Origin of the sequence: Lacrimispora xylanolytica (assembly GCF_026723765.1) — a bacterium.
Taxonomy (GTDB): Bacteria; Bacillota; Clostridia; order Lachnospirales; family Lachnospiraceae; genus Lacrimispora; species Lacrimispora xylanolytica.
The window spans coordinates 4,083,380-4,102,238 of record NZ_CP113524.1; the positions used below are offsets into that span (position 1 = coordinate 4,083,380).

18 protein-coding genes and 1 other annotated feature (1 of these 19 only partly in view) are annotated in these 18,859 nt (G+C 44.2%); of the genes, 1 reads left to right on the forward strand and 17 read right to left on the reverse strand.

The features are described from left to right. Positions 1 to 91, reverse strand: a binding site (T-box leader) (it extends 120 nt beyond the left edge of the window). Between the two features lie 53 nt (positions 92 to 144). The 4 genes from OW255_RS18835 to OW255_RS18850 form a co-directional block, all read right to left on the reverse strand. Continuing rightward, the gene (locus tag OW255_RS18835) at positions 145 to 717 is read right to left on the reverse strand and encodes an HD domain-containing protein (RefSeq protein ID WP_268114964.1); all 573 of its coding nucleotides are present in this window, start codon (positions 715 to 717) and stop codon (positions 145 to 147) included. After that, entirely contained in the window at positions 714 to 1,829 is a 1,116-nt protein-coding gene (locus OW255_RS18840) for an AI-2E family transporter (protein WP_024838247.1), read from the reverse strand. The genes OW255_RS18835 and OW255_RS18840 overlap by 4 nt, the downstream gene beginning before the upstream one ends. Positions 1,830 to 1,942: 113 nt before the next feature. Then, entirely contained in the window at positions 1,943 to 2,632 is a 690-nt protein-coding gene (locus tag OW255_RS18845; protein WP_268114965.1) for an RluA family pseudouridine synthase, read from the reverse strand. 7 nt (positions 2,633 to 2,639) lie between these two features. Beyond that, entirely contained in the window at positions 2,640 to 3,377 is a 738-nt protein-coding gene (locus OW255_RS18850) for a nitroreductase family protein (RefSeq protein ID WP_268116634.1), read from the reverse strand. Between the two features lie 748 nt (positions 3,378 to 4,125). Here OW255_RS18850 and trhA point away from each other — a divergent pair. Then, entirely contained in the window at positions 4,126 to 4,773 is a 648-nt protein-coding gene (trhA, locus tag OW255_RS18855) for a PAQR family membrane homeostasis protein TrhA (RefSeq protein ID WP_268114967.1), read from the forward strand. 19 nt (positions 4,774 to 4,792) lie between these two features. Here trhA and OW255_RS18860 read toward each other — a convergent pair whose 3' ends face one another. The 13 genes from OW255_RS18860 to OW255_RS18920 all read right to left on the reverse strand — a co-directional run bounded on the left by OW255_RS18860 (position 4,793) and on the right by OW255_RS18920 (position 18,853). Further along, entirely contained in the window at positions 4,793 to 5,068 is a 276-nt protein-coding gene (locus OW255_RS18860; protein ID WP_024838243.1) for a GIY-YIG nuclease family protein, read from the reverse strand. A gap of 275 nt (positions 5,069 to 5,343) precedes the next feature. Beyond that, on the reverse strand, positions 5,344 to 6,915 hold the full coding sequence (locus OW255_RS18865; protein WP_268114968.1) for a DUF3794 and LysM peptidoglycan-binding domain-containing protein: 1,572 nt from the start codon (positions 6,913 to 6,915) through the stop codon (positions 5,344 to 5,346). Between the two features lie 93 nt (positions 6,916 to 7,008). Continuing rightward, the gene (gene cysE / locus OW255_RS18870; RefSeq protein ID WP_268114970.1) at positions 7,009 to 7,680 is read right to left on the reverse strand and encodes a serine O-acetyltransferase; all 672 of its coding nucleotides are present in this window, start codon (positions 7,678 to 7,680) and stop codon (positions 7,009 to 7,011) included. Between the two features lie 133 nt (positions 7,681 to 7,813). Further along, on the reverse strand, positions 7,814 to 8,245 hold the full coding sequence (locus OW255_RS18875; RefSeq protein WP_268114971.1) for a protease complex subunit PrcB family protein: 432 nt from the start codon (positions 8,243 to 8,245) through the stop codon (positions 7,814 to 7,816). Between the two features lie 65 nt (positions 8,246 to 8,310). Further along, positions 8,311 to 9,171, reverse strand: coding sequence for an AraC family transcriptional regulator (locus tag OW255_RS18880; RefSeq protein ID WP_268116635.1), 861 nt, complete (start codon positions 9,169 to 9,171; stop codon positions 8,311 to 8,313). 96 nt (positions 9,172 to 9,267) lie between these two features. Next, a complete protein-coding gene (gene aguB, locus OW255_RS18885; RefSeq protein ID WP_268114973.1) occupies positions 9,268 to 10,146 on the reverse strand; it encodes an N-carbamoylputrescine amidase in 879 nt (292 codons plus the stop codon). Further along, entirely contained in the window at positions 10,091 to 11,248 is a 1,158-nt protein-coding gene (aguA, locus tag OW255_RS18890; protein WP_268116636.1) for an agmatine deiminase, read from the reverse strand. Before aguA ends, aguB begins: the two co-directional genes overlap by 56 nt. Positions 11,249 to 11,274: 26 nt before the next feature. Further along, complete coding sequence (nspC, locus tag OW255_RS18895; RefSeq protein WP_268116637.1) at positions 11,275 to 12,396, reverse strand: carboxynorspermidine decarboxylase; 1,122 nt, start codon at positions 12,394 to 12,396, stop codon at positions 11,275 to 11,277. 3 nt (positions 12,397 to 12,399) lie between these two features. Further along, a complete protein-coding gene (locus OW255_RS18900) occupies positions 12,400 to 13,674 on the reverse strand; it encodes a saccharopine dehydrogenase family protein (RefSeq protein ID WP_268114974.1) in 1,275 nt (424 codons plus the stop codon). Next, complete coding sequence (gene speE / locus OW255_RS18905) at positions 13,671 to 14,528, reverse strand: polyamine aminopropyltransferase (RefSeq protein WP_268114976.1); 858 nt, start codon at positions 14,526 to 14,528, stop codon at positions 13,671 to 13,673. The genes OW255_RS18900 and speE overlap by 4 nt, the downstream gene beginning before the upstream one ends. A gap of 33 nt (positions 14,529 to 14,561) precedes the next feature. Continuing rightward, complete coding sequence (locus OW255_RS18910) at positions 14,562 to 16,010, reverse strand: aminotransferase class I/II-fold pyridoxal phosphate-dependent enzyme (protein ID WP_024838233.1); 1,449 nt, start codon at positions 16,008 to 16,010, stop codon at positions 14,562 to 14,564. 518 nt (positions 16,011 to 16,528) lie between these two features. After that, positions 16,529 to 16,804 (reverse strand): sporulation transcriptional regulator SpoIIID, encoded by a 276-nt coding sequence (gene spoIIID / locus OW255_RS18915; RefSeq protein ID WP_024838232.1) that lies wholly within the window; start codon positions 16,802 to 16,804, stop codon positions 16,529 to 16,531. A 141-nt stretch (positions 16,805 to 16,945) separates the two neighbouring features. Further along, positions 16,946 to 18,853 carry a sialate O-acetylesterase gene (locus OW255_RS18920; protein WP_268114979.1) on the reverse strand — a complete coding sequence of 636 codons (1,908 nt, stop codon included), beginning with the start codon at positions 18,851 to 18,853 and terminating at the stop codon, positions 16,946 to 16,948. Between the last annotated feature and the right edge of the window lie 6 nt (positions 18,854 to 18,859).

An 18,859-nucleotide genomic window follows, 5' to 3' on the forward strand; every position in this document is an offset into this window, starting at 1 on the left:
GGTTGGGTCATGAGGGGTATAAAGGCCTTTCACCAAATGGCCTTCTCTCTGGAATACATCATCACTTAGTAATCCTCTTCAACGTCTTTTGGTTGATTTTACGTTATTTGCATATGTTTGTCAAGAGGAAGGCCTGGCTTTTGTTTATTTCCTGCCCTTCTCTTCCTCCATTAACCTTATGCTGTCCTCCCTTACCTGGTTCCTTAAATCCTTTGTCTGGGGAAAGCTGTCACAGATTTCATTTCCATAGGTTAAGTTTAAATCATATTCCAGGGGAAGCCAGTAGCCAGTACCTCCCTCATTGTGCTGAATCACAGTTTCAATCTTATCAAGGGCTTTAACCAGCTTTGCTTCCCTTGTCTGGCACTCTAACAATTCTAGAAAAAGAGAGGTAAAGCGGTCAGAAGCAGCCTTTGGCAATCTGTCTAATAAGGAATGAATGGCTTCTTCCTCTACTGCCTCATCACTATCGGTCTTAACAAAGGCTGGAATATCTCCGGTTACCGCCTCGCCCCAGTCATGGATGAGGCACATGCGAATCACCTTATTCATATCCAGGTCTTTAAAATCCGGCTCCATTAACATAGCAAGAACCGCCAGCCGCCAGGTATGCTCTGCCACACTTTCCTGGCGTCCGGAGGTTGTCCAGTTGTGCCTTGTATTGCATTTTAACGTTTCTATCAATCCTAAAAACTCAATCAATTCCTTTGGGTTCATCGTGCCTTTTCATTTCCTTCCCGATTCGTTTGTTCTCTGCAATTATAGCACGATCCGCCATACAGCTCCACAATATCTTCAATAATTAATAATCCGATCGGCCCCATAATAAAGCCAAATAGCCCAAAAAGCTGAAGTCCTACAAACATGGACGCCAGGGTTTCCAGAGGTGTCAGACCTACCTTTCCTCCCATAATCTTTGCTTCCATCACTTCTCTTATGAAATAACAGATAATGTAAATGACTATCAGGCCAATACCATATACCCAGTTTTTCCCCACCATAGCAGCAATTGCCCAGGGAATTAAGACAGTTCCCGTACCAAAGATAGGAAGGGCATCTAAAAAGCCAATTCCGATTCCAAGGAGGATAAAATATGGATTCCCCATGAGAAACAGACCCACAGAGCAGATGATCATGGTGAAAATCATGATGGTGGCCTGGGTCTTTAACCATGCGCTGCCCACTGACATCAGACGGTTTCCAAGCATGGCGTATTCATAACAGAACATGGAATTATCTCTTCTGGTTCTGATATCATCCATTTCCTGAAGTGTTAAGATGGTGGCAATAAATAAAATGACAGTCAGAATGGTCACCTGCACCAGCCATTTGATAATGCTCATTGAATTTAACATGACAAATGACATGGCTCTGCTTTTTATTGCGGCTTCTCCGCCTGATATAATATCCCGAACCACCTTAAGGAGATATCCGTCAGGCAGCTTTAAAAACTGCTCCGCAAAGGTGCAGTTTTCTGTCAGCCAGGCATCGATGCTCCTCATAATCTGGGGAAGATTCTGGAATAGAAGCTTGGCCTCCATGGTAAGCTTTCTTCCTCCGGCATATAGAATAATCCCGAATACGATCATGAAAAGAATGATTTCGATTCCGCCGATGACTGCAAGGGGAATGGAAATCACTTTTTTCTTTATGGTGAACCGGGTCTTTCGTTCAATCCAAAGGGCAGAAGGACGTAAGGACAATGCAAATACATAGGCAATCAAAAAGGGAATCACGAGGGGCAGCAAATAGCGAAAACTCAAATACACTGCCCCCGTAACTCCCAATATTAATAATGTTTTCTTCAGTTTCCTGCTCGGTTTCTCCATGGACTCACCTGTTTCTGTTTTGTACTTCTTTTGTACATTGACTAGTATGAGCGCCAGGACTTTAAATTATTCAGATTTGAAATTAGTAAAAAATTCCTCATAAAAACGAGTTTTTATAAGGAAAAAAGATCAAACATTTCGCCTTTTGGTTTCACAGAAAATGTCATCTTCTTGCCTGTTACAGGATGGGTTATGGTAAGACTGGAGGCAAATAAAGCTACATTGGTCCTATTGCCCTTTTGCTGAAAACGAGGGTTGTACTTTTGGTCGCCCCATAGAGGTGTTCCATGTCCTGCCATCTGTACCCGTATCTGGTGATGGCGTCCTGTTTTCAGCCTGATTTCAAGAAGGCTTAATTCCTCTCCTTGAAGCTCTTTGTTATCCACAATCTTAAAGTCAAGTTCTGCTGCTTTTGCACCTTTTATCCCCTTTTCCACAATCTTAGAACAATTGTTTTTTCCGTCTTTCCACAAATAATCCACGTAGGTGCCAAAGTTTTCCACAGGTTTTCCACATACGACAGCATAATACATTTTATCTGTTTCGTGGCCGGAAACCTGCCTGCTTAAAGACTCTGCGGCATTTTTTGTTTTTGCATAAACCATGACGCCGCCGACCGGTTTATCCAGCCTGTGGATAACACCCACATAAGACTCCCCTGATTTTGGGGATAAGGTGTGGATATGTCGCTTTACTTCACTGACCATATCCGGTTCAAAGGATCTGGCTGACTGGGATTCTATGCCCACTGGTTTTTCCACGATCAGGATTTCTTTGTCTTCATATAGTATATTTAAATTCATATTTTTTCTAATCCTCTTTTTCCCAGGCTTCTATCATGGCCTTTACGGAGCGGCTCATTTCCACACTGAAATCACTATTCCATTTTCTGTTACAAAATGCATTGACCCAGGCCTTAAAATCCGGCTTTTCTCCTTCACTGTATGTAAGCTCTTTTTCAAATTCTTCCGGGCTTTGGCGGCGGTATGTATTTTCAAACACCACACATTCCCTTCGCTGTCGGGCAGGCTTTATTCTTTCCTTTTGCTGCTCCGTTGGATATCCGAATACGACCATTGCCGCAGGGACCGCATATTTGGGCAGACCTAACAGCTCTTTATGAATTTCATAATTTTCTATAATATCTCCAATATAGCAGGATCCGATTCCCATGGACTGAGCGGCTACGACTGAGTTCTGGGCTGCGATTAATGCATCGTCTATGGAAAGCATAAGGTCACCAAGGCCAGGGTGTCTCACTTCTTCCACATGGCGGCAAAACAGATCATACCATTTTTGATAATCTGCTACAAACACTAGGACAAGGGGCGCCTTTGCAATAAATGGCTGGTGATCACAGGTTTCAGCCAAGCGGTCCTTTATCTCTTGATCGGTTACCTTTATTATGGAGTATAAGGTCATCTTACCGGCTGTAGGAGCCTGCAAGGCGGCTTCCAGGATTAAATCTTCTTTTTCAGGTTCAATTGCTCTATCTTCGTATACCCGCACTGATTTTCGTTCTGTTAATTCCCTGATTGTCTCATTCATCATAGCCTTCCTTTCTAAACCGAAACATTTGTCGTCTTTTTATTATATTAAATATCTGAGGTACAGGCAAATACATTTCAAAGAACTTAAACAAATATTCATCTATTTATATCCAGAACCTGGCAACCCAGGGTATTATGAGATCCGTCTGCCCAGCAGTTGACATCTTTATCATTTCGGTGTAAAATGAAGATAGCCAAAGAGATTATGTAACATGTACATTAGTGTACAAAACGATACCCCAGGGAGTGGAAGTCCCTGGGGTATCTTTATGCTTGCTGCTATCATCCTTTTCGATCAAGCCATTTGCAAATATAGTAGCCAGCTATACGTGCTGCGATCGAAACACAAAAAGAGATTATGTAGGACATTAGTGCACCCCCTTTCTGCCATGCAGTCTGGGAAATAACAGCAATTTATATTTTCTTTTTCACGTTTCGTCTACAATTATTGAAAAAAGGGGAGCTCATTTCTTAGGAGCTTCCCTTTTGTATATTTAAATAAGCTTTTCAGGTTATCAGAGCTGCTCCCATCTGAAAATGCTTTTTGTATCTTGAATTTTTGTTACCACATTTATATTTGCTTCGAGCAGTTTTGAAACTTCAGGGGATTCTGTGATAAAAAAATACTTTGACCTTCAAAAAACTCTTGCAAATTTCAAACAGGAAGTGTATAGTATATAAATATAGATTACATAGTATTAATAACTACATTATATATTTTCATTAACTAATAAGGAGGAGATATCATGAACATAAAAATCAAGGATCCAATGAGCGCACTGACCCATTTCATTGCGATGGTACTGGCAATTTTGGCCGCAGTCCCATTGCTTTATAAAGCGTCCTCGGCCGGAGCTCTTCATATTACTGCTCTTACGGTCTTTATCACCAGTATGATTTTACTATATGCCGCAAGCACGACCTACCACACCTTGGATATCTCGCCAAAAGTCAATAAACTCTTAAAGAAAATCGATCATTTTATGATCTTTATCCTGATAGCCGGAACCTATACTCCTGTTTGTCTGATTGTACTGGGCGATAAGACTGGATACGGCCTTTTGGCACTTGTCTGGGGAATTGCAATCACCGGAATTATAATTAAGGCCTGGTTCATCATGTGTCCCAAGTGGTTTTCCTCCTGCATCTACATTGCCATGGGCTGGGCTTGTGTACTGGCATTTAGTAAGATTACCCAGGCACTTTCTCCTGCTGCATTTGGCTGGCTCCTTGCCGGGGGCATTATTTATACCGTTGGAGGAGTAATCTACGCCTTAAAGCTTCCCATCTTTAACTCCAGGCACAAGGGCTTTGGCTCCCATGAAATATTCCATCTCTTTGTTATGGGCGGAAGCTTCTGCCATTACATGCTGATGTATCGGTTCGTTGCTTAAAAAGAGGACCATCAGATTCTCAAGTCTCTCCTGGAATCTGGCGGTCCTCTTTTTGTGCTTCCATAACCAGCTTAAGCTTGTCCTTTCTGGACATCTTCTTTATGGCGGCCTCCCGCTTCATGGCCTCTGTCTTTGATTCAAACTCCTCGTAATAGGCAAGAAGCACCGGTCTTCGGGCTTTGGTATATTTTGCGCCCTTTCCCTCGTTGTGGGCCTTTAATCTTTTTTCCAGATGGTTTGTCCATCCGCAGTAGAGCGTATTATCCGCACACTGTAAAATATAAGTATAATTCATGCTTACTCCGTAAAAGATATATTATGTAAACGGTAATAACGCCTTGCAATCACGTCACTACCGCCCAGGCTAACCTGTCATCTATCTAAAGCACCAGCTGGATGCGTTTTGGCGCCATCGATTGGTTGATACCATAGCTGAGCTATAGTATATTATATAACAGGACAAACCGTTATGTGAATAACATTCTTTATAGTACCCTGTTTTTTTAGATTCATTCTTTTTTTACGAAACGATGCCAGGCAGATTATATAGATTCTGCCTGGCATCCCATTTTAAGACAATTCTTTTACTAAAATCAAACGATCCCCTGGTTTTACCGCTTTTTCCGTTAAACCATTGGCAGTCATAATGGTATCAATGGTGGTATGGAATTTTTTGGCAATTTTCCATAGAGAATCTCCAGGCTGAACGATATAGCCAACGATTCCAGGAAGTTTTTGTAAATTATTTAAATCCATAGGCGCATCCGTAGCACTGGTGATGATCTGCTCACAGATTGGCTGAAGGGCCAGTAAGTCAAGGGAAATAGTAGCTTTGATCTCTACGGTTCCTCCGCCCATCATAACTGCACTTAGCTGCTCTAAACCAAAATTCAACTGGTTGATGGTATCCGAATTGATTCCAGGCGCCTCGATTAAGTAATGGAACGGAACATCTTCTACGGCCGACTGAATGGGCTGGGAATCATCAGAAGTTAAGAAAAGGAGCCTTACCTCTAATACACCTTCTACATGAAGTCCGTCTTCCTTAACTTCCGTATCATCAATCTTTACGGTTCCATCGCTGTGACAGATCTGGAGAATCCGGTCTGAATTGTCAAGTGCCACCTTCTCTACGATTTTACACTTACTCATATTCTTGGTGAGAATCTTATCAAAGCATGCCTCTCCTGTCTGTAACGTCAGCTCACGGTTGGTAGAATATAAATCGCTTAACAGCTCCATATTTTCTTCCCTGTAAAGCTTCATATCAAGCTCCAGAACGGCATCAAGATCCATCTCCCGCATTTCTCCGTCGGCATCTGGCTTTGCTTCCATATCTTTATGAATGAGATGTACATTCACACTTGGAACCATGTCATCGGTTACATCAGCCATATCAAGCTCACCGGAAAATGGAATGCTCTCCTCCAGCCACTGAATGGGAGCACCTTCTCCTTCTCCCTGATAAATCAAAAATACCATCAGTTCACCGTCAAGCATCATTTTGCCATCCATTGGTCTTGTGCTGACGCCTCTCAGCCTCATCTCACTCCATAAAATGTGATCGATGTTTGGCTTGTTTCCTGACAGCGTAATATTTTCCTTAATGCGGAATGTGTCCTTATGACGAAGAGCGGTAGCCGCCACATCTACGTTGCGGCGGAGCACCTCTACCTGAGGACAGTCAGAATATCCGCTTCCCGTGTCCACTTCTACGGCAGCGTCAACGTCATAGGCAGTCTCCACCTTTACCTGCAGTGTTACGATCGCCTTCACACTGATTTTTCTGGAATTGATAATTCCGGCATTTAAGTCTTCTAAGTCCCAGGTCAGTGAAACCACATCCTGTTCTTCCAGACCAGGTACATTAATCGGCTCCTCAAAGCTGATGCTTCCGGAAAGGGTCTGAAGTCCGCCTTCTGCTCCCCGGTAGAGGATTGTGAAATCCAGTTTGCCCCTTACGGTGACTCTCTCGGTCTGGTTTTTCACGGATTCGATTGTAATTTCGCCGGCACTTAAAATAATCTGGTCCACATCATCCATGGTATCTGGAACAATAAAATCATCATCCAGAGTTACCTGGGATGTGGCATTTCCTTTCCAACGATTCATATGTATGTTTTTCTTCAAAAGCTCCAACATAAAACAGCACCTGCCTTACCTTCTTTATTCCTTTAAGAAAGTTTATGCAGGTGCATGTTTCAATATACTTTTTTTATACCTAATGAATGACTTCTAATGATTTGACTCATCGCTGTCACTATTTTTATACTGAGAAAGCTCCTTTTGAAGCTCTGTTATGGTTTGTTCCATGATTCTGATCCGCTCTTCCATACGGCAATAGGATTCCATGGTTACCTCTTCCTTCTCTTCCTTTGGAATCGGCACGCCAAGAATCTTAATGGGCCGTGCAGGAATACCTACAGCAGTCACATTCTTTTCCAGAGGCTTTAATAAAACCGCATTGGCTGCAATGGTACAGTTATCTCCTACATCAAAAGAACCTAAAATCTTAGCTCCTGCTCCCACGGTCACATTGCTTCCTAGGGTCGGATGGCGCTTGCCTTTATTTAGTCCCACGCCTCCTAAGGTGACGCCCTGATAAATCGTACAGTTATCACCCACCACAGCAGTCTCTCCGATGACCACGCCGCAACCGTGGTCAATCAAAATCCCATGGCCCATCTGGGCTCCGGGGTGAATTTCTATTAAGGTAAAAAATCTTGCCATCTGAGAAATAAGTCTGGCAATGAAAAATAATTTATGACAATAAAACCAGTGTGCAAACCGATGCCAAATTAATGCATGGACTCCCTGATATAAAAACAGTACTTCCAGTGAGTTTCTTGCTGCGGGGTCCCGTTCTTTCACCGCCTTAACATCAAGCCATATGTCTTTTAATATCATATAACCCTTCCTCTTCTCCTACTGTTGACTTCTGTTTTAGGTAGTATATCACAGGTCGCCACAAGAAAAAAGAAGAATTTTAAAATAGCCGCTCTGCAAATCAAAAAGCAGAGCGGCTAACCTTTTTTATTCCTTATTGAAACACGACCGGGAGCTCCGACATCTCAGTTTTAATGACGATAAACGGATAAGAGGCGTCTGTCGCTGTGACTTCTCCCTTTCCTGGACCGATGAGCTCTGTTTTTAAAACAATGGAATTGTCGGTAAGATACAGATCATTGACGGCAATGCTGAAGCCTCCGCTTGGCTGCTGTCCATAACCAACTACTATGTAAAGATTCTGGTCATCGCTGTAGGTCAGCTTAAAAGGCGATTGCTGCTTCTGTGAAATAATATCCTTTAATTCCTGAGGGATATCGGTATCTGGTGTTACGGAAAACTCCATATCCTTTACTTTGTTACCGCTGCCTCCTTTTCCAAGGCATCCACTTAAGGTAAACGCAACCAATCCTACCAGAATAAATCCCAGGCAAATCAGCCGTTTTCTGATTGACAATTTTTTCATGACACATTCCCCGATTTATTGATTATTACAATCTATATGGGGAATGTGCCGTTTTTATGAAAACTTTACGCCTTTTTTCCTACCGGAATCCAGATTTGGCTGACATAATCCTCTTTGGAAGGATCTCCCATGGAATACCATTCTATCTGAGGTCCGTCCATGATCTCATATCCTGATGTGGGGAAGAACTCTGTAAATATTCGCTTCCATACCTTTTGCTGACTCTCCGGTAGTTTACCCACGCACTCAAAAATCACGTAGGTGGCTGGAGGAATCACCAGTTCCACCATACCTTCTTTTAGCGGCTGGTCAGAACCAGTGGCAATATAGTAATCAAATTCATCATCACTGCAGTTTGCACACACACCAAGGCAGGCAAGGTCTTCCTTGTCATTGAATCCCAGCACTTCGTCGTAACGGCCGTCTTCCGATAACCGGTCCCACATATCCAGTACTCGTTTGAAATTCTCTCCGCCGGTAAGAGGGACCCGCTCCTTATAACCGATGACACGAAATCCTTCCAGTTCCTTCACATAATAATTCATAGCTTCTACTCCTTTAATGGTTATTTCAAATGAAATGCGGGAATAGGATTTTATCTTTGCCCCGGGCTTTTTCACCTCACTGGGATTCATTCCATGCATGGCATGAAACGCCCTGGCAAAGGAAACCGGAGATTCATATCCATACTTAACTGCCACGTCAATGACTCTGGTATCTTCCGTAAGAAGCTCAATGGCAGCCATGGTCATCCGCCTTCTGCGAATGTAATCCCCAAGTGATACGTCTGCCATATAGGAAAACATGCGTTGAAAGTTAAAGCTGGAGCACAAGGCTATTTTCGCCGCTTCTTCCACCTTGATCTCTCCGGTTAAATTGTCTTCAATATATTGAAGCGCTTCATTCATCTTACCAAGCCAGTTCATCAAATCCCTTCCCCCTCATTTGATATGACCTAAGAATAGCAGAAGCCGGGAGAATTCTCCCGACTTTTTATGCACAAAAAAGTGCCCTTATGTTTTTTATTTACCAGCAATGGATTTATACTGCTCCGGTCTCCGATCACGGAATAAGCCCCAGTTTCTTCTGTCCTGTTTGATCTGGTCAAAATCATAGGTTTCCAATAAAACCCCTTCTTCATCCCTGCCAAACGACTTTAATAACGCACCTGTGCTGTCTGTTAGAAAGGAGGAACCATAAAATTTAAGAGAAGAGCTTTGGTTTCCATTTTCTTCACAAGGAGTGACTATTTCCTCTCCGATCCGGTTAGCCGCAACTACAGGCACAATGTTAGAGGCTGCATGGCCCTGCATACACCGTCTCCAATGCTCCATGCTGTCGCATTCCAGAATGGGCTCACTTCCAATGGCTGTGGGATATAAGATGATCTCTGCCCCTAAAAGAGCCAGACATCTGGCTGTCTCCGGGAACCACTGATCCCAGCAAATGCCGATTCCAATGGTGCCATATAAGGTATCAAAGACTTTAAAGCCGGTATCTCCCGGAGTAAAGTAAAATTTCTCCTGATAATAATGGTCATCGGGAATGTGGGTCTTTCTGTAAACCCCAAGATTTCTTCCGTCCCCATCAAGAACTGCCACTGAGTTATACATGGTATTGCCGGAGCGCTCATAAAAGCTGATGGGAAGCACCACAGAAAGCTCCTTTGCAATGGATGCAAAATGAGCGATGGCAGGATTTTCTTCTACGGTGGTGGCATAGTCGTAATATTCATACCGCCGCTCCTGACAGAAATAAAGGCGCTCAAACAGCTCTGGAAGAAGAATTACATTGGCACCTTCTCCTGCTGCCTGCCTAACCAGTTCCTCTGCCCTGGCTATATTCTTATTGATGTCCTGGCAGCATTTCATCTGAACCGCTGCAACTGTTACCTTTCTCATGCACGTCTCCTTTTGGAATCTGCTGGGTGATGCAGTGAATGTTGCCTCCCCCTACTATAATATCTCTTGCAAATATGGGATAAATCTTTCGTTCCGGAAAACAATCCCCTAAAATCTTAAGAGCCATGGAATCATTCTCATCTCCAAACTGAGGAACAATGACCCCTCCGTTTGAAAGATAGAAGTTTACATAGCTGGCGGCCAGACGCTCTCCTGGCTCTCTGGTATCCTCTCCCGGCTCAAAGGTGAAGCCACAAAGCTCCTCCGGTTTGATACATACCGGCATCTTGGGAATAGGAAGCTTATGGACGATAAAATGCTTTCCCCTCGCATCTGTCTCCTCTTCCAATACCTTTAAATCAGCAAGAGACATCTCATACTGAGGATCCCTCTCATCATCGGTCCAGGCTAAGACAACTTCTCCCGGGCGGACAAAGGCACAGACATTGTCCACGTGCTCATTGGTTTCATCCTGATAAATTCCATAGGGAAGCCAGATAATCTTTTTCCCTCCCAGATAAAGTTTCAGCTGCTCTTCAATCTCCTTCTTTGTTAAGGAAGGGTTTCGTCCCGGGCTTAAAAGGCAACGCTCTGTTACCAGTATGGTTCCCTGCCCATCGGAATGAATGGAGCCACCTTCCAGAACAAAATGTCTGGCATCGTATGTCTCATACCCATAGGCATCCAGGAATCTTGCTGCTAAAAGCTCATCCTTTTTCCAGTCCGCATAAAGACCGTCATACTCTCCGCCCCAGGCGTTAAACTGCCAGTCAACGCCCCTGACCTGTCCATAATCGTTTCTTACAAAGGTTGGGCCTGTATCCCTTGCCCAGGCATCATCAGACTCCATAAGAACCACCTCGATCCGGTCAGAAAGCATCTCTCTGGCAGAATCTATTGTCTCTGCTTCTGCCAGCATGATCACATGCTCACTGTCTGCAATGGCCTCTGCAATCTTTACAAATGCCTTTCTGGCCTCCCTGGCATCAAAGGGCCAGGATCCCGGCCTTTTCGGCCATATCATGATACAGCCGTCATGGGGCTCAAATTCTCCTGGCATATAAAATCCGTCCTCTGCCGGAAGACTTGTCAGTCGTTTCATCATTCTTATCCTCTTACTTTATGGTCTTAAGACAATCTGTTCTTAAAATCTTCGTATCCGAACTCTTTTACCACACGGCACTCCCCAGTTTGATCCATAACAGCAATGGAAGGGAGGGGCATCCCGTTAAAGGTATTATTTTTCACCATGGAATAGATGGCCATGTCCATAAAATAAAGCTTATCTCCCGGCTTAATCTCCTGGTCAAAGGAATAATCTCCGATTACGTCTCCAGCCAGACAGGTGCAGGAAGAAAGGCGGTAAGTGTAGGGCTTTTCTCCTGGTTGTCCGCTGTCCTTAAGGGGCGGACGATAAGGCATTTCCAACACATCAGGCATATGGCAGGAGGCAGATGCATCTAAGATCAGAGTCTTTATTCCATTGTCTACCACATCCATAACCTCTGTCACCAGATACCCGGCATTCAATGCAACCGCTTCTCCTGGCTCTAAATAAACTTTAACCCCATACTTATCCTGCATGTGTCTGATGCAGGATTCCAGAAGCTCTAAATCGTAATCCTCTCTGGTAATGTGGTGTCCGCCTCCCAAATTCAACCAGGAAAGTCCCTTTAAGTACTTGCCAAACTTTTCTTCCACCGCATCCAATGTCTTTTTTAAGTCATCCGAGTTCTGCTCACATAAGGTATGAAAATGAAGGCCGGAAAGATAAGGCAGCCATTCTTCCTTAAAGTTCTCTTTCGTAACTCCAAGTCTGGAGCCAGGAGCGCAGGGATCGTAGATGGCATGATCCTCCTGAGTGGAGCATTCCGGGTTGATCCTCATGCCCACACTCACTCCTTCTAAAGAATCCTTGTGCTTTTCCAGCTGAGAAAAGGAGTTAAATACCATATGGTCACAGATCTTAACAAGCTCCTTTACATCCTCTTCCTTATAAGCAGGAGCAAACACATGGTTTTCCAGTCCCATCTCTTCTTTCCCAAGCCTTGCTTCAAACAGTCCGCTGGCTGTAGTCCCGTCGATGTATTTCCCAATGAGGGGGTATTCGGCAAAGCAGGAAAATGCTTTCTGGGCTAAAAGAATGGTACAGCCGGTATTGTCCTTCACCCGCTTTAACACCCTTAAATTCTCTTCCAGTTTCCCTTCATCGACCACATAGCAGGGAGTCTTTAAATCTTCTATTCTCATCACTTATTCCGCTTTCCATACTGTAACAGTTTCCGGGTTTTCACAAACTACCCATGGAAGGCCCCATTTGTTTAAAGCCTCCATGTATGGATCTGGATCAAACTCTTCCACATTGAATACGCCAGGCTTTCTCCACTGTCCGGTCACTAACATCATTGAACCGATCATAGCTGGAACTCCGGTGGTATAAGAAATGGCCTGAGACTCTACCTCTTTATAACATTCCTGATGGTCACATACATTGTAGATGTAGATGGTCTTTTCCTTGCCATCCTTGACTCCAGTGAAAATACAGCCGATGTTTGTCTTACCAACGGTTCTTGGTCCCAGAGATGCAGGATCTGGTAACAGAGCCTTTAAGAACTGAATGGGAACGATCTCCTGTCCATTAAACTCAATGGGAGAGGTAGAAAGCATGCCTACATTCTCCAGACATTTCATGTGTGTTAAATAGCTTTGTCCAAAGGTCATAAAGAAACGGATCCGCTTTACTCCTGGGATGTTCTTTGCCAGAGATTCAATCTCTTCGTGATGGAGTAAGTACATGTCCTTTTCTCCAACCTCCGGGAAGTTATATTTGGATTTATACTCCATGGGTTCTGTCTCTACCCAGTGGCCGTTCTCCCAGTAAGAGCCGTTTGCAGAAACTTCCCTTAAGTTGATTTCCGGGTTAAAGTTGGTTGCAAATGGATATCCATGGTCGCCGCCGTTGCAGTCTAAGATATCAATGGTATGAATTTCATCAAAATAATGCTTTAAGGCGTAAGCGGAAAATACACTGGTAACGCCTGGGTCAAAGCCAGTTCCAAGAAGAGCGGTAAGTCCGGCCTGTTCAAAGCGTTCTTTATAATCCCACTGCCAGGAATAATCAAAGTAAGCGGTAAAGCCAAGATCCTTACAGCGTTTCTCATAGATTTCACGCCACTGAGGATCATCCGTATTCTCCGGCTCAAAGTTAGCAGTATCGATGTAGTGGACTCCTGCCTTTAAGCAGGCATCCATGATGGTTAAATCCTGATAAGGAAGGGCCACATTTAAAACAGCATCCGGATGGTAGGATTTAATCAGCTCCACTACCTCATCTACATTGTCAGCATCGACCTTTGCAGTCTCAATCTTAGTGCTTGTCTTTCCTTCCAGCTTTTCCTTTAAGGCATCACATTTTTCCTTGGTTCTGCTTGCGATACAGATGTCTGTAAACACCTCGCTGTTCTGACAGCATTTCTGAATTGCTACAGAGGCAACGCCTCCACATCCAATAACTAATAATCTGCTCATTCTTTTTCCTCCTCTTCCAGTAAATCTTCTACATATTTGGGCAGCATGAATGCTCCCATATGAAGATTCGCGGTATAATACCAGGTCTCTATTTTTAATTTTTTCCAGTTTTCCGGTTTAAAATCATTGATCGGGTGATACTTTTTTGATGCAAAACCAAAGAGCCAGTAGCCAGACGGACAAGTGGGAATATGAGCCTGGTACACCCGGCTGATGGGGAAGGAACGGTATACCTTCCGGTGCATGCTCCGGCAGGCGTCCTCATCTTCATCGTAGAAGGGGCTTCCATGCTGATACACCATGATTCCATCACTTTTTAACGCCTTATAACAGCTGCCGTAAAACTCCTTGGTAAACAGCCCTTCCGTATGCCCAAAGGGGTCTGTGGAATCGTTGATGATCAGATCGTATTCCTCTTTTTTATTTCTTAAGAATCGCAGACCATCGTCATAATAGACCTTAACCCTTGGATCCGAAAGTCCGCATGCCACCTCAGGAAAGATGTCCCTGCACACGTCTACAAACAGCTTATCCGTCTCAACCACATCAATGGATTCAATGGAAGAATACTGTAACAGCTCCTTTGCCACACCGCCGTCTCCTCCACCGATGATCAGCACGCGCTTCACGCATGGGTGAACTGCCATGGGAACATGGGTCACCATCTCATCGTATATAAATTCGTCCTTTTCTGAAAAAACAATGTCTCCGTCTAAAGCCACGAATTTTCCAAATTCCTCTGACTCAAACACGTCGATTCTCTGATATTCACTTTCTCCGGAAAAAAGCTGCTTGTCAATCCGGACAGAAAGCTTCACGTTTGAAGTATGCAGTTCAGAAAACCATATCTCCATCTTTCCCACTCTCCTCTCTCCATGGAAGTTTTATTATTTTAGTACCATCAGATGTTCCACTGCCGGATCTTCCGTTCCCTGCATGGAGCATCCCTTTTCTTTTGCATAAATGATATATTCCACAATTTCCTCTGTAATTCTCTCCCCTGGTGCTAAAATGGGGATTCCCGGAGGATAGCACATAACAAATTCTCCGCTGATCTTACCTGCGGCTTCTTTTACAGGCACCGATACCTTACTGGAGTAAAATGCCTTCTGAGGAGAAATTTCCACCTTGGGTGCTATGTATTCTCCTGAGAGCATTCCGCTCCGGTCCTTTTTATAAAGCCGTTCAATATCAGCCAGAGCACCTACAAGGCGCTCAATATCCTGAATCCTGTCCCCGATGGAAATGTAAGCCAGAATGTTGCAGATATCTCCAAATTCAATCTGAATATCATATTCATCCCGAAGCAGGTCATAAACCTCAATGCCGGCAAGACCGATGCCAAGGGTATAGATGGAAAGCTTTGTCACATCATAATCAAAGATGCTGGTGCCGTTGATTAAATCTCTTCCATACGCATAATATCCCCCGATGGAATTAATCTCTTCCCTGGCATACTCTGCCATTTCTACCACCTTTTGAAAGGACTCCTCACCACGAAGAGCCAAGTTCCTTCTTGAGATATCAAGGCTTGATAATAAGAGATAGGAAGCACTTGTGGTCTGAGTCAAGTTAATGATCTGGCGGACATAATCCCCATTCACACCCTCATTGATCAGGAGCATGGAGCTTTGTGTCAGGCTTCCCCCTGATTTGTGCATGGATACTGCCGCCATATCTGCGCCTGCTGCCATGCCGGACACCGGAAGTCCTTTCCCAAAGTATAGATGGGTACCATGGGCCTCATCAGCCAGCACTTTCATTCCATGGGCATGAGCCAAGGTTACAATGGAACGCATATCGGAGCAGATTCCATAGTAGGTGGGATTATTAACAAGAACTGCCACTGCATCCGGATTCTCCATAATAGCCTTCTCCACCTGGCTGATTTCCATTCCAAGAGAAATACCTAAGGTACTGTTTACCTCCGGGTTTACATAAACAGGAATTGCTCCGCAAATAACAAGTGCGTTAATGGCACTTTTGTGAACATTTCTTGGAAGTATGATTTTATCCCCTGCCTTACAGACAGATAAAATCATGCTCTGAACCGCTGAAGTGGTACCACCTACCATTAAAAAAGCATCGGCTGCTCCAAAGGCTCTGGCTGCCAGCTCTTCTGCATCACGGATAACGGATACCGGGTGACATAAATTATCAAGGGGCTTCATGGAATTAACATCAAGCCCTACACATTTTTCTCCCAAAAGCTGAGCCAGTTCGGGGTTTCCCCTTCCCCTTTTATGCCCAGGCACATCAAAAGGAACCACCCTTTTCTTCCTGAATGTTTCCAGCGCTTCATAAATCGGCGCTCTTTTTTGATCTTCTTTGTTCATACGGCAATTTACCTCTCCTTCGTCACATTCTTGGGAAGCGCCTTTTGGGGCGTTTTAACACACAAAAAAGGCAGGTGACCGTACATCACCTGCCTGAAAATCTCATGAATGATTATGGAAACGGGCATGAAGCCCTCCAATTTTTCATGACAATTATCGTTTTCGAGTCTACATAGCAAATATATTGTCCCTGCTATTATTGATCGTTTCACAAGATGATGTGCATTTGCACTGATTATAAAGTAATCAACTTATAAAATTTGAGCTTCTAACTCAATCAATAATGTGGTTTCCCACGCTCGGCAGCCGACCCGCCTGTCCGTCTGGGCTTAACTTCATAAGAAGTGGTCGATATTTGCATGAAAACGATAATGTCTCTTCATACTGGGAAAAAGAATAACATATTTTGCAGTTTCATGTCAACAAATTTTTTGTGAATTTTTGTTTAGAATGGAAACAGCCGCTGACTGAGAACGTCTACTATTTCTCAGACAGCGGCTGATCCTCTACCCATTTTTTCAAGAATTCTTTTTACTGCACATCTGCAAACGATGTTGATACTTTTCCTTGGTGGCTAGGCCGCCCCTGATGTGGCGCTCGGACTTGTTAATGTCCAGGATCACCCTGGCCCGGGCTGCCAGGGATGGATTGATGTGTTCTAAGCGGTCCGTTACATCTTTATGTACCGTTGATTTGGAGATACCAAACTTCTTCGCTGTCTGCCTCACGGTCGCATGATAGTCTATGATGTAGTTGGCGATCGCAACCGCGCGTTCCTCAATATATTCCTTCAAGAAAATCCCCCTGCTAGGACGTTTTTACATACTTATGCAGGTTGTGTAACAAGTATGAATGGGTTGCAACGTATTTCTTAAATCAAATCATAATCTTTTTGAATCTTTCAAAAAAATTCCATACAATTCCTTTTATTCCAGTTAAATACTAAGAGTTAGAATAAAGGGGGATGCCGGAAGGCCGCCCTGACTGAATAAGAGCCCTTTTGAGGGAGCATTGGAGTAAGCGTAACGAAGAGCTTTAGGCTCTGCCACTTCCCTGCTCCATAAGGTAACAGAAGTTCCTTTTACGTCCCCTTTAGCCGGGTAATAAATTCCGTCCGCTCCAGCCAGGGAAAAGGCTTCTACCCCCGTTCCATTCTTTACAACCATATCCTTACCTTTATGAGTTTCAAAAGAAAGCGAAACACGGCCCTCTGAAACCTGATAAGAGCGTACTTTTGGTCCGAAGTACTCCACAGGCTCTCCATAGATCATACCTCTTACTGCCAGAGAAAGTCGTCTTGCCACTTCCTTTTTATTTAGTGGGTGAAGGTCATTCCACTCCCCAAGGTCGAGGTTTACCGTCACAGCTACCTCGGGCAGTCCGGCTGCCTGGGACTGGGCGTGCCTAAGCTTTGGCCAGGCCTCTGAATCCTCCAGAAGATCAATGGAAAAACCGGGAAGCTGGGCTACTACAAAGGGAAGCTTATCCTGCTTCCAATTCTCTCTCCAATTTAAGATAAGACGTCTTAAAAGGTCCTCGTAGGTATCGGGACTGCTGTCATTGGACTCTCCCTGATACCAGAGAACCCCTTTTACAGTATATGGAAGACATGGAGCCACCATGGCATTAAAAAGTCCTGTAGGCTTTCTGTTTATAAAATCCATCTCCGGAGCAGGACCGCACCGAAAGCCAATCCGGTATTCCCATGTCCCTTCCAGATCAATCCTGTTATCCTCTGTAAAAATCTGGTATTTCTTTTCCGGAGTCATCCGGCCTTGTCCATGGTCACAAACCAGACGGATGGTGATTTCATTCTCCCCGTTTTTTAAAACACCCTTTGGAATCTCGTATTTTCTTGGAGGATATTGGTAGCCGGTTTCACCTACTAAGACTCCATTGATATAGGTTCTGTCACTGTCCACCATGGTGCCGAGCCACAGTCTGGCTGATTCTCCTGCCATAGTCTCAGGAACCATAAACCGTCTCCGAAGCCAGATACTTCCACAGAAATCCTCAATTCCTCCATCCTTTAAAAAGCCTGGGAGATTGATTTCCTTCCACGGCTCCAAGCTGCCTTCACAGCCCTTGTCATTCTGATCGATATTTTCATGCCACTCTCTTTGCAGTCTTTCATTTTCTGCCATGCGGCTTTTCACAAATTCCTTGTCCTGGAACTTCTTTAAAGTACTAAGCGCCTCAGGATAGGACTGAAGCGCCTCCAATCCCATCCACGCCTCTGCCGGTGTTCCGCCCAGACTTAAGTTAATAAGGCCCACAGGCACCTTTTTATCCTCCAGAAGGTATCTTCCAAAGAAATAGGAAACTGCCGAAAAGCTTCTGATGGTCTCCGGAGAACAGGCGTACCAGGAGGCCTCCCTATGGTCATCTAAAGGACCGTCAAAGTCGTAATGCTCCTTCACCTTATAAAGCCTGATATAAGGTCTCTCCGGCCGTTTCAATTCCTCCGGATACTGGTCCTTCACTCGTTCCATAGGCAGCTCCATATTGGACTGACCAGAGCAAACAAATACCTCTCCCACATACACCTCTTTGAGACGTATGATTTCTTCTGTTTCAGACCGTATGGTCAAAGTAAAGGGGCCTCCCGGGTTTAGGTCTGAAAATAAAAGCTGCCAGTCCCCCTTATCATCTGCCCTGGTAAAAATTGTTTTTTGCTGAAATTCTACGGCCACTCCCTTTAAAGGAACTGTTTTTCCCCATATCCTTGTGCTTTTTCCCTGCTGAAGCACACAGCCTTCACTGAATATTTTAGAAAGGCAGAGGGGCCTTTCGGCCCCCCTCCCTTCTGCCTGACTATTCAAGGACTCTTCTCTTTCTGTCATTCTCTC

Bases quoted from the DNA above. Each gene is read 5' to 3' on its own strand.
- nspC (WP_268116637.1), bottom strand. From the start codon at position 12,396: ATGAGAATAGAAGATTTAAAGACTCCCTGCTATGTGGTCGATGAAGGG.
- OW255_RS18900 (WP_268114974.1), bottom strand. From the start codon at position 13,674: ATGAGCAGATTATTAGTTATTGGATGTGGAGGCGTTGCCTCTGTAGCA.
- OW255_RS18920 (WP_268114979.1), bottom strand. From the start codon at position 18,853: ATGACAGAAAGAGAAGAGTCCTTGAATAGTCAGGCAGAAGGGAGGGGG.
- cysE (WP_268114970.1), bottom strand. From the start codon at position 7,680: ATGATATTAAAAGACATATGGCTTGATGTTAAGGCGGTGAAAGAACGG.
- aguB (WP_268114973.1), bottom strand. From the start codon at position 10,146: ATGAGAAAGGTAACAGTTGCAGCGGTTCAGATGAAATGCTGCCAGGAC.
- OW255_RS18835 (WP_268114964.1), bottom strand. From the start codon at position 717: ATGAACCCAAAGGAATTGATTGAGTTTTTAGGATTGATAGAAACGTTA.
- OW255_RS18860 (WP_024838243.1), bottom strand. From the start codon at position 5,068: ATGAATTATACTTATATTTTACAGTGTGCGGATAATACGCTCTACTGC.
- trhA (WP_268114967.1), top strand. From the start codon at position 4,126: ATGAACATAAAAATCAAGGATCCAATGAGCGCACTGACCCATTTCATT.
- OW255_RS18865 (WP_268114968.1), bottom strand. From the start codon at position 6,915: ATGTTGGAGCTTTTGAAGAAAAACATACATATGAATCGTTGGAAAGGA.
- OW255_RS18880 (WP_268116635.1), bottom strand. From the start codon at position 9,171: ATGAACTGGCTTGGTAAGATGAATGAAGCGCTTCAATATATTGAAGAC.
- speE (WP_268114976.1), bottom strand. From the start codon at position 14,528: ATGGAGATATGGTTTTCTGAACTGCATACTTCAAACGTGAAGCTTTCT.
- OW255_RS18840 (WP_024838247.1), bottom strand. From the start codon at position 1,829: ATGGAGAAACCGAGCAGGAAACTGAAGAAAACATTATTAATATTGGGA.
- OW255_RS18910 (WP_024838233.1), bottom strand. From the start codon at position 16,010: ATGAACAAAGAAGATCAAAAAAGAGCGCCGATTTATGAAGCGCTGGAA.
- OW255_RS18875 (WP_268114971.1), bottom strand. From the start codon at position 8,245: ATGAAAAAATTGTCAATCAGAAAACGGCTGATTTGCCTGGGATTTATT.
- OW255_RS18845 (WP_268114965.1), bottom strand. From the start codon at position 2,632: ATGAATTTAAATATACTATATGAAGACAAAGAAATCCTGATCGTGGAA.
- aguA (WP_268116636.1), bottom strand. From the start codon at position 11,248: ATGAAACGACTGACAAGTCTTCCGGCAGAGGACGGATTTTATATGCCA.
- OW255_RS18850 (WP_268116634.1), bottom strand. From the start codon at position 3,377: ATGAATGAGACAATCAGGGAATTAACAGAACGAAAATCAGTGCGGGTA.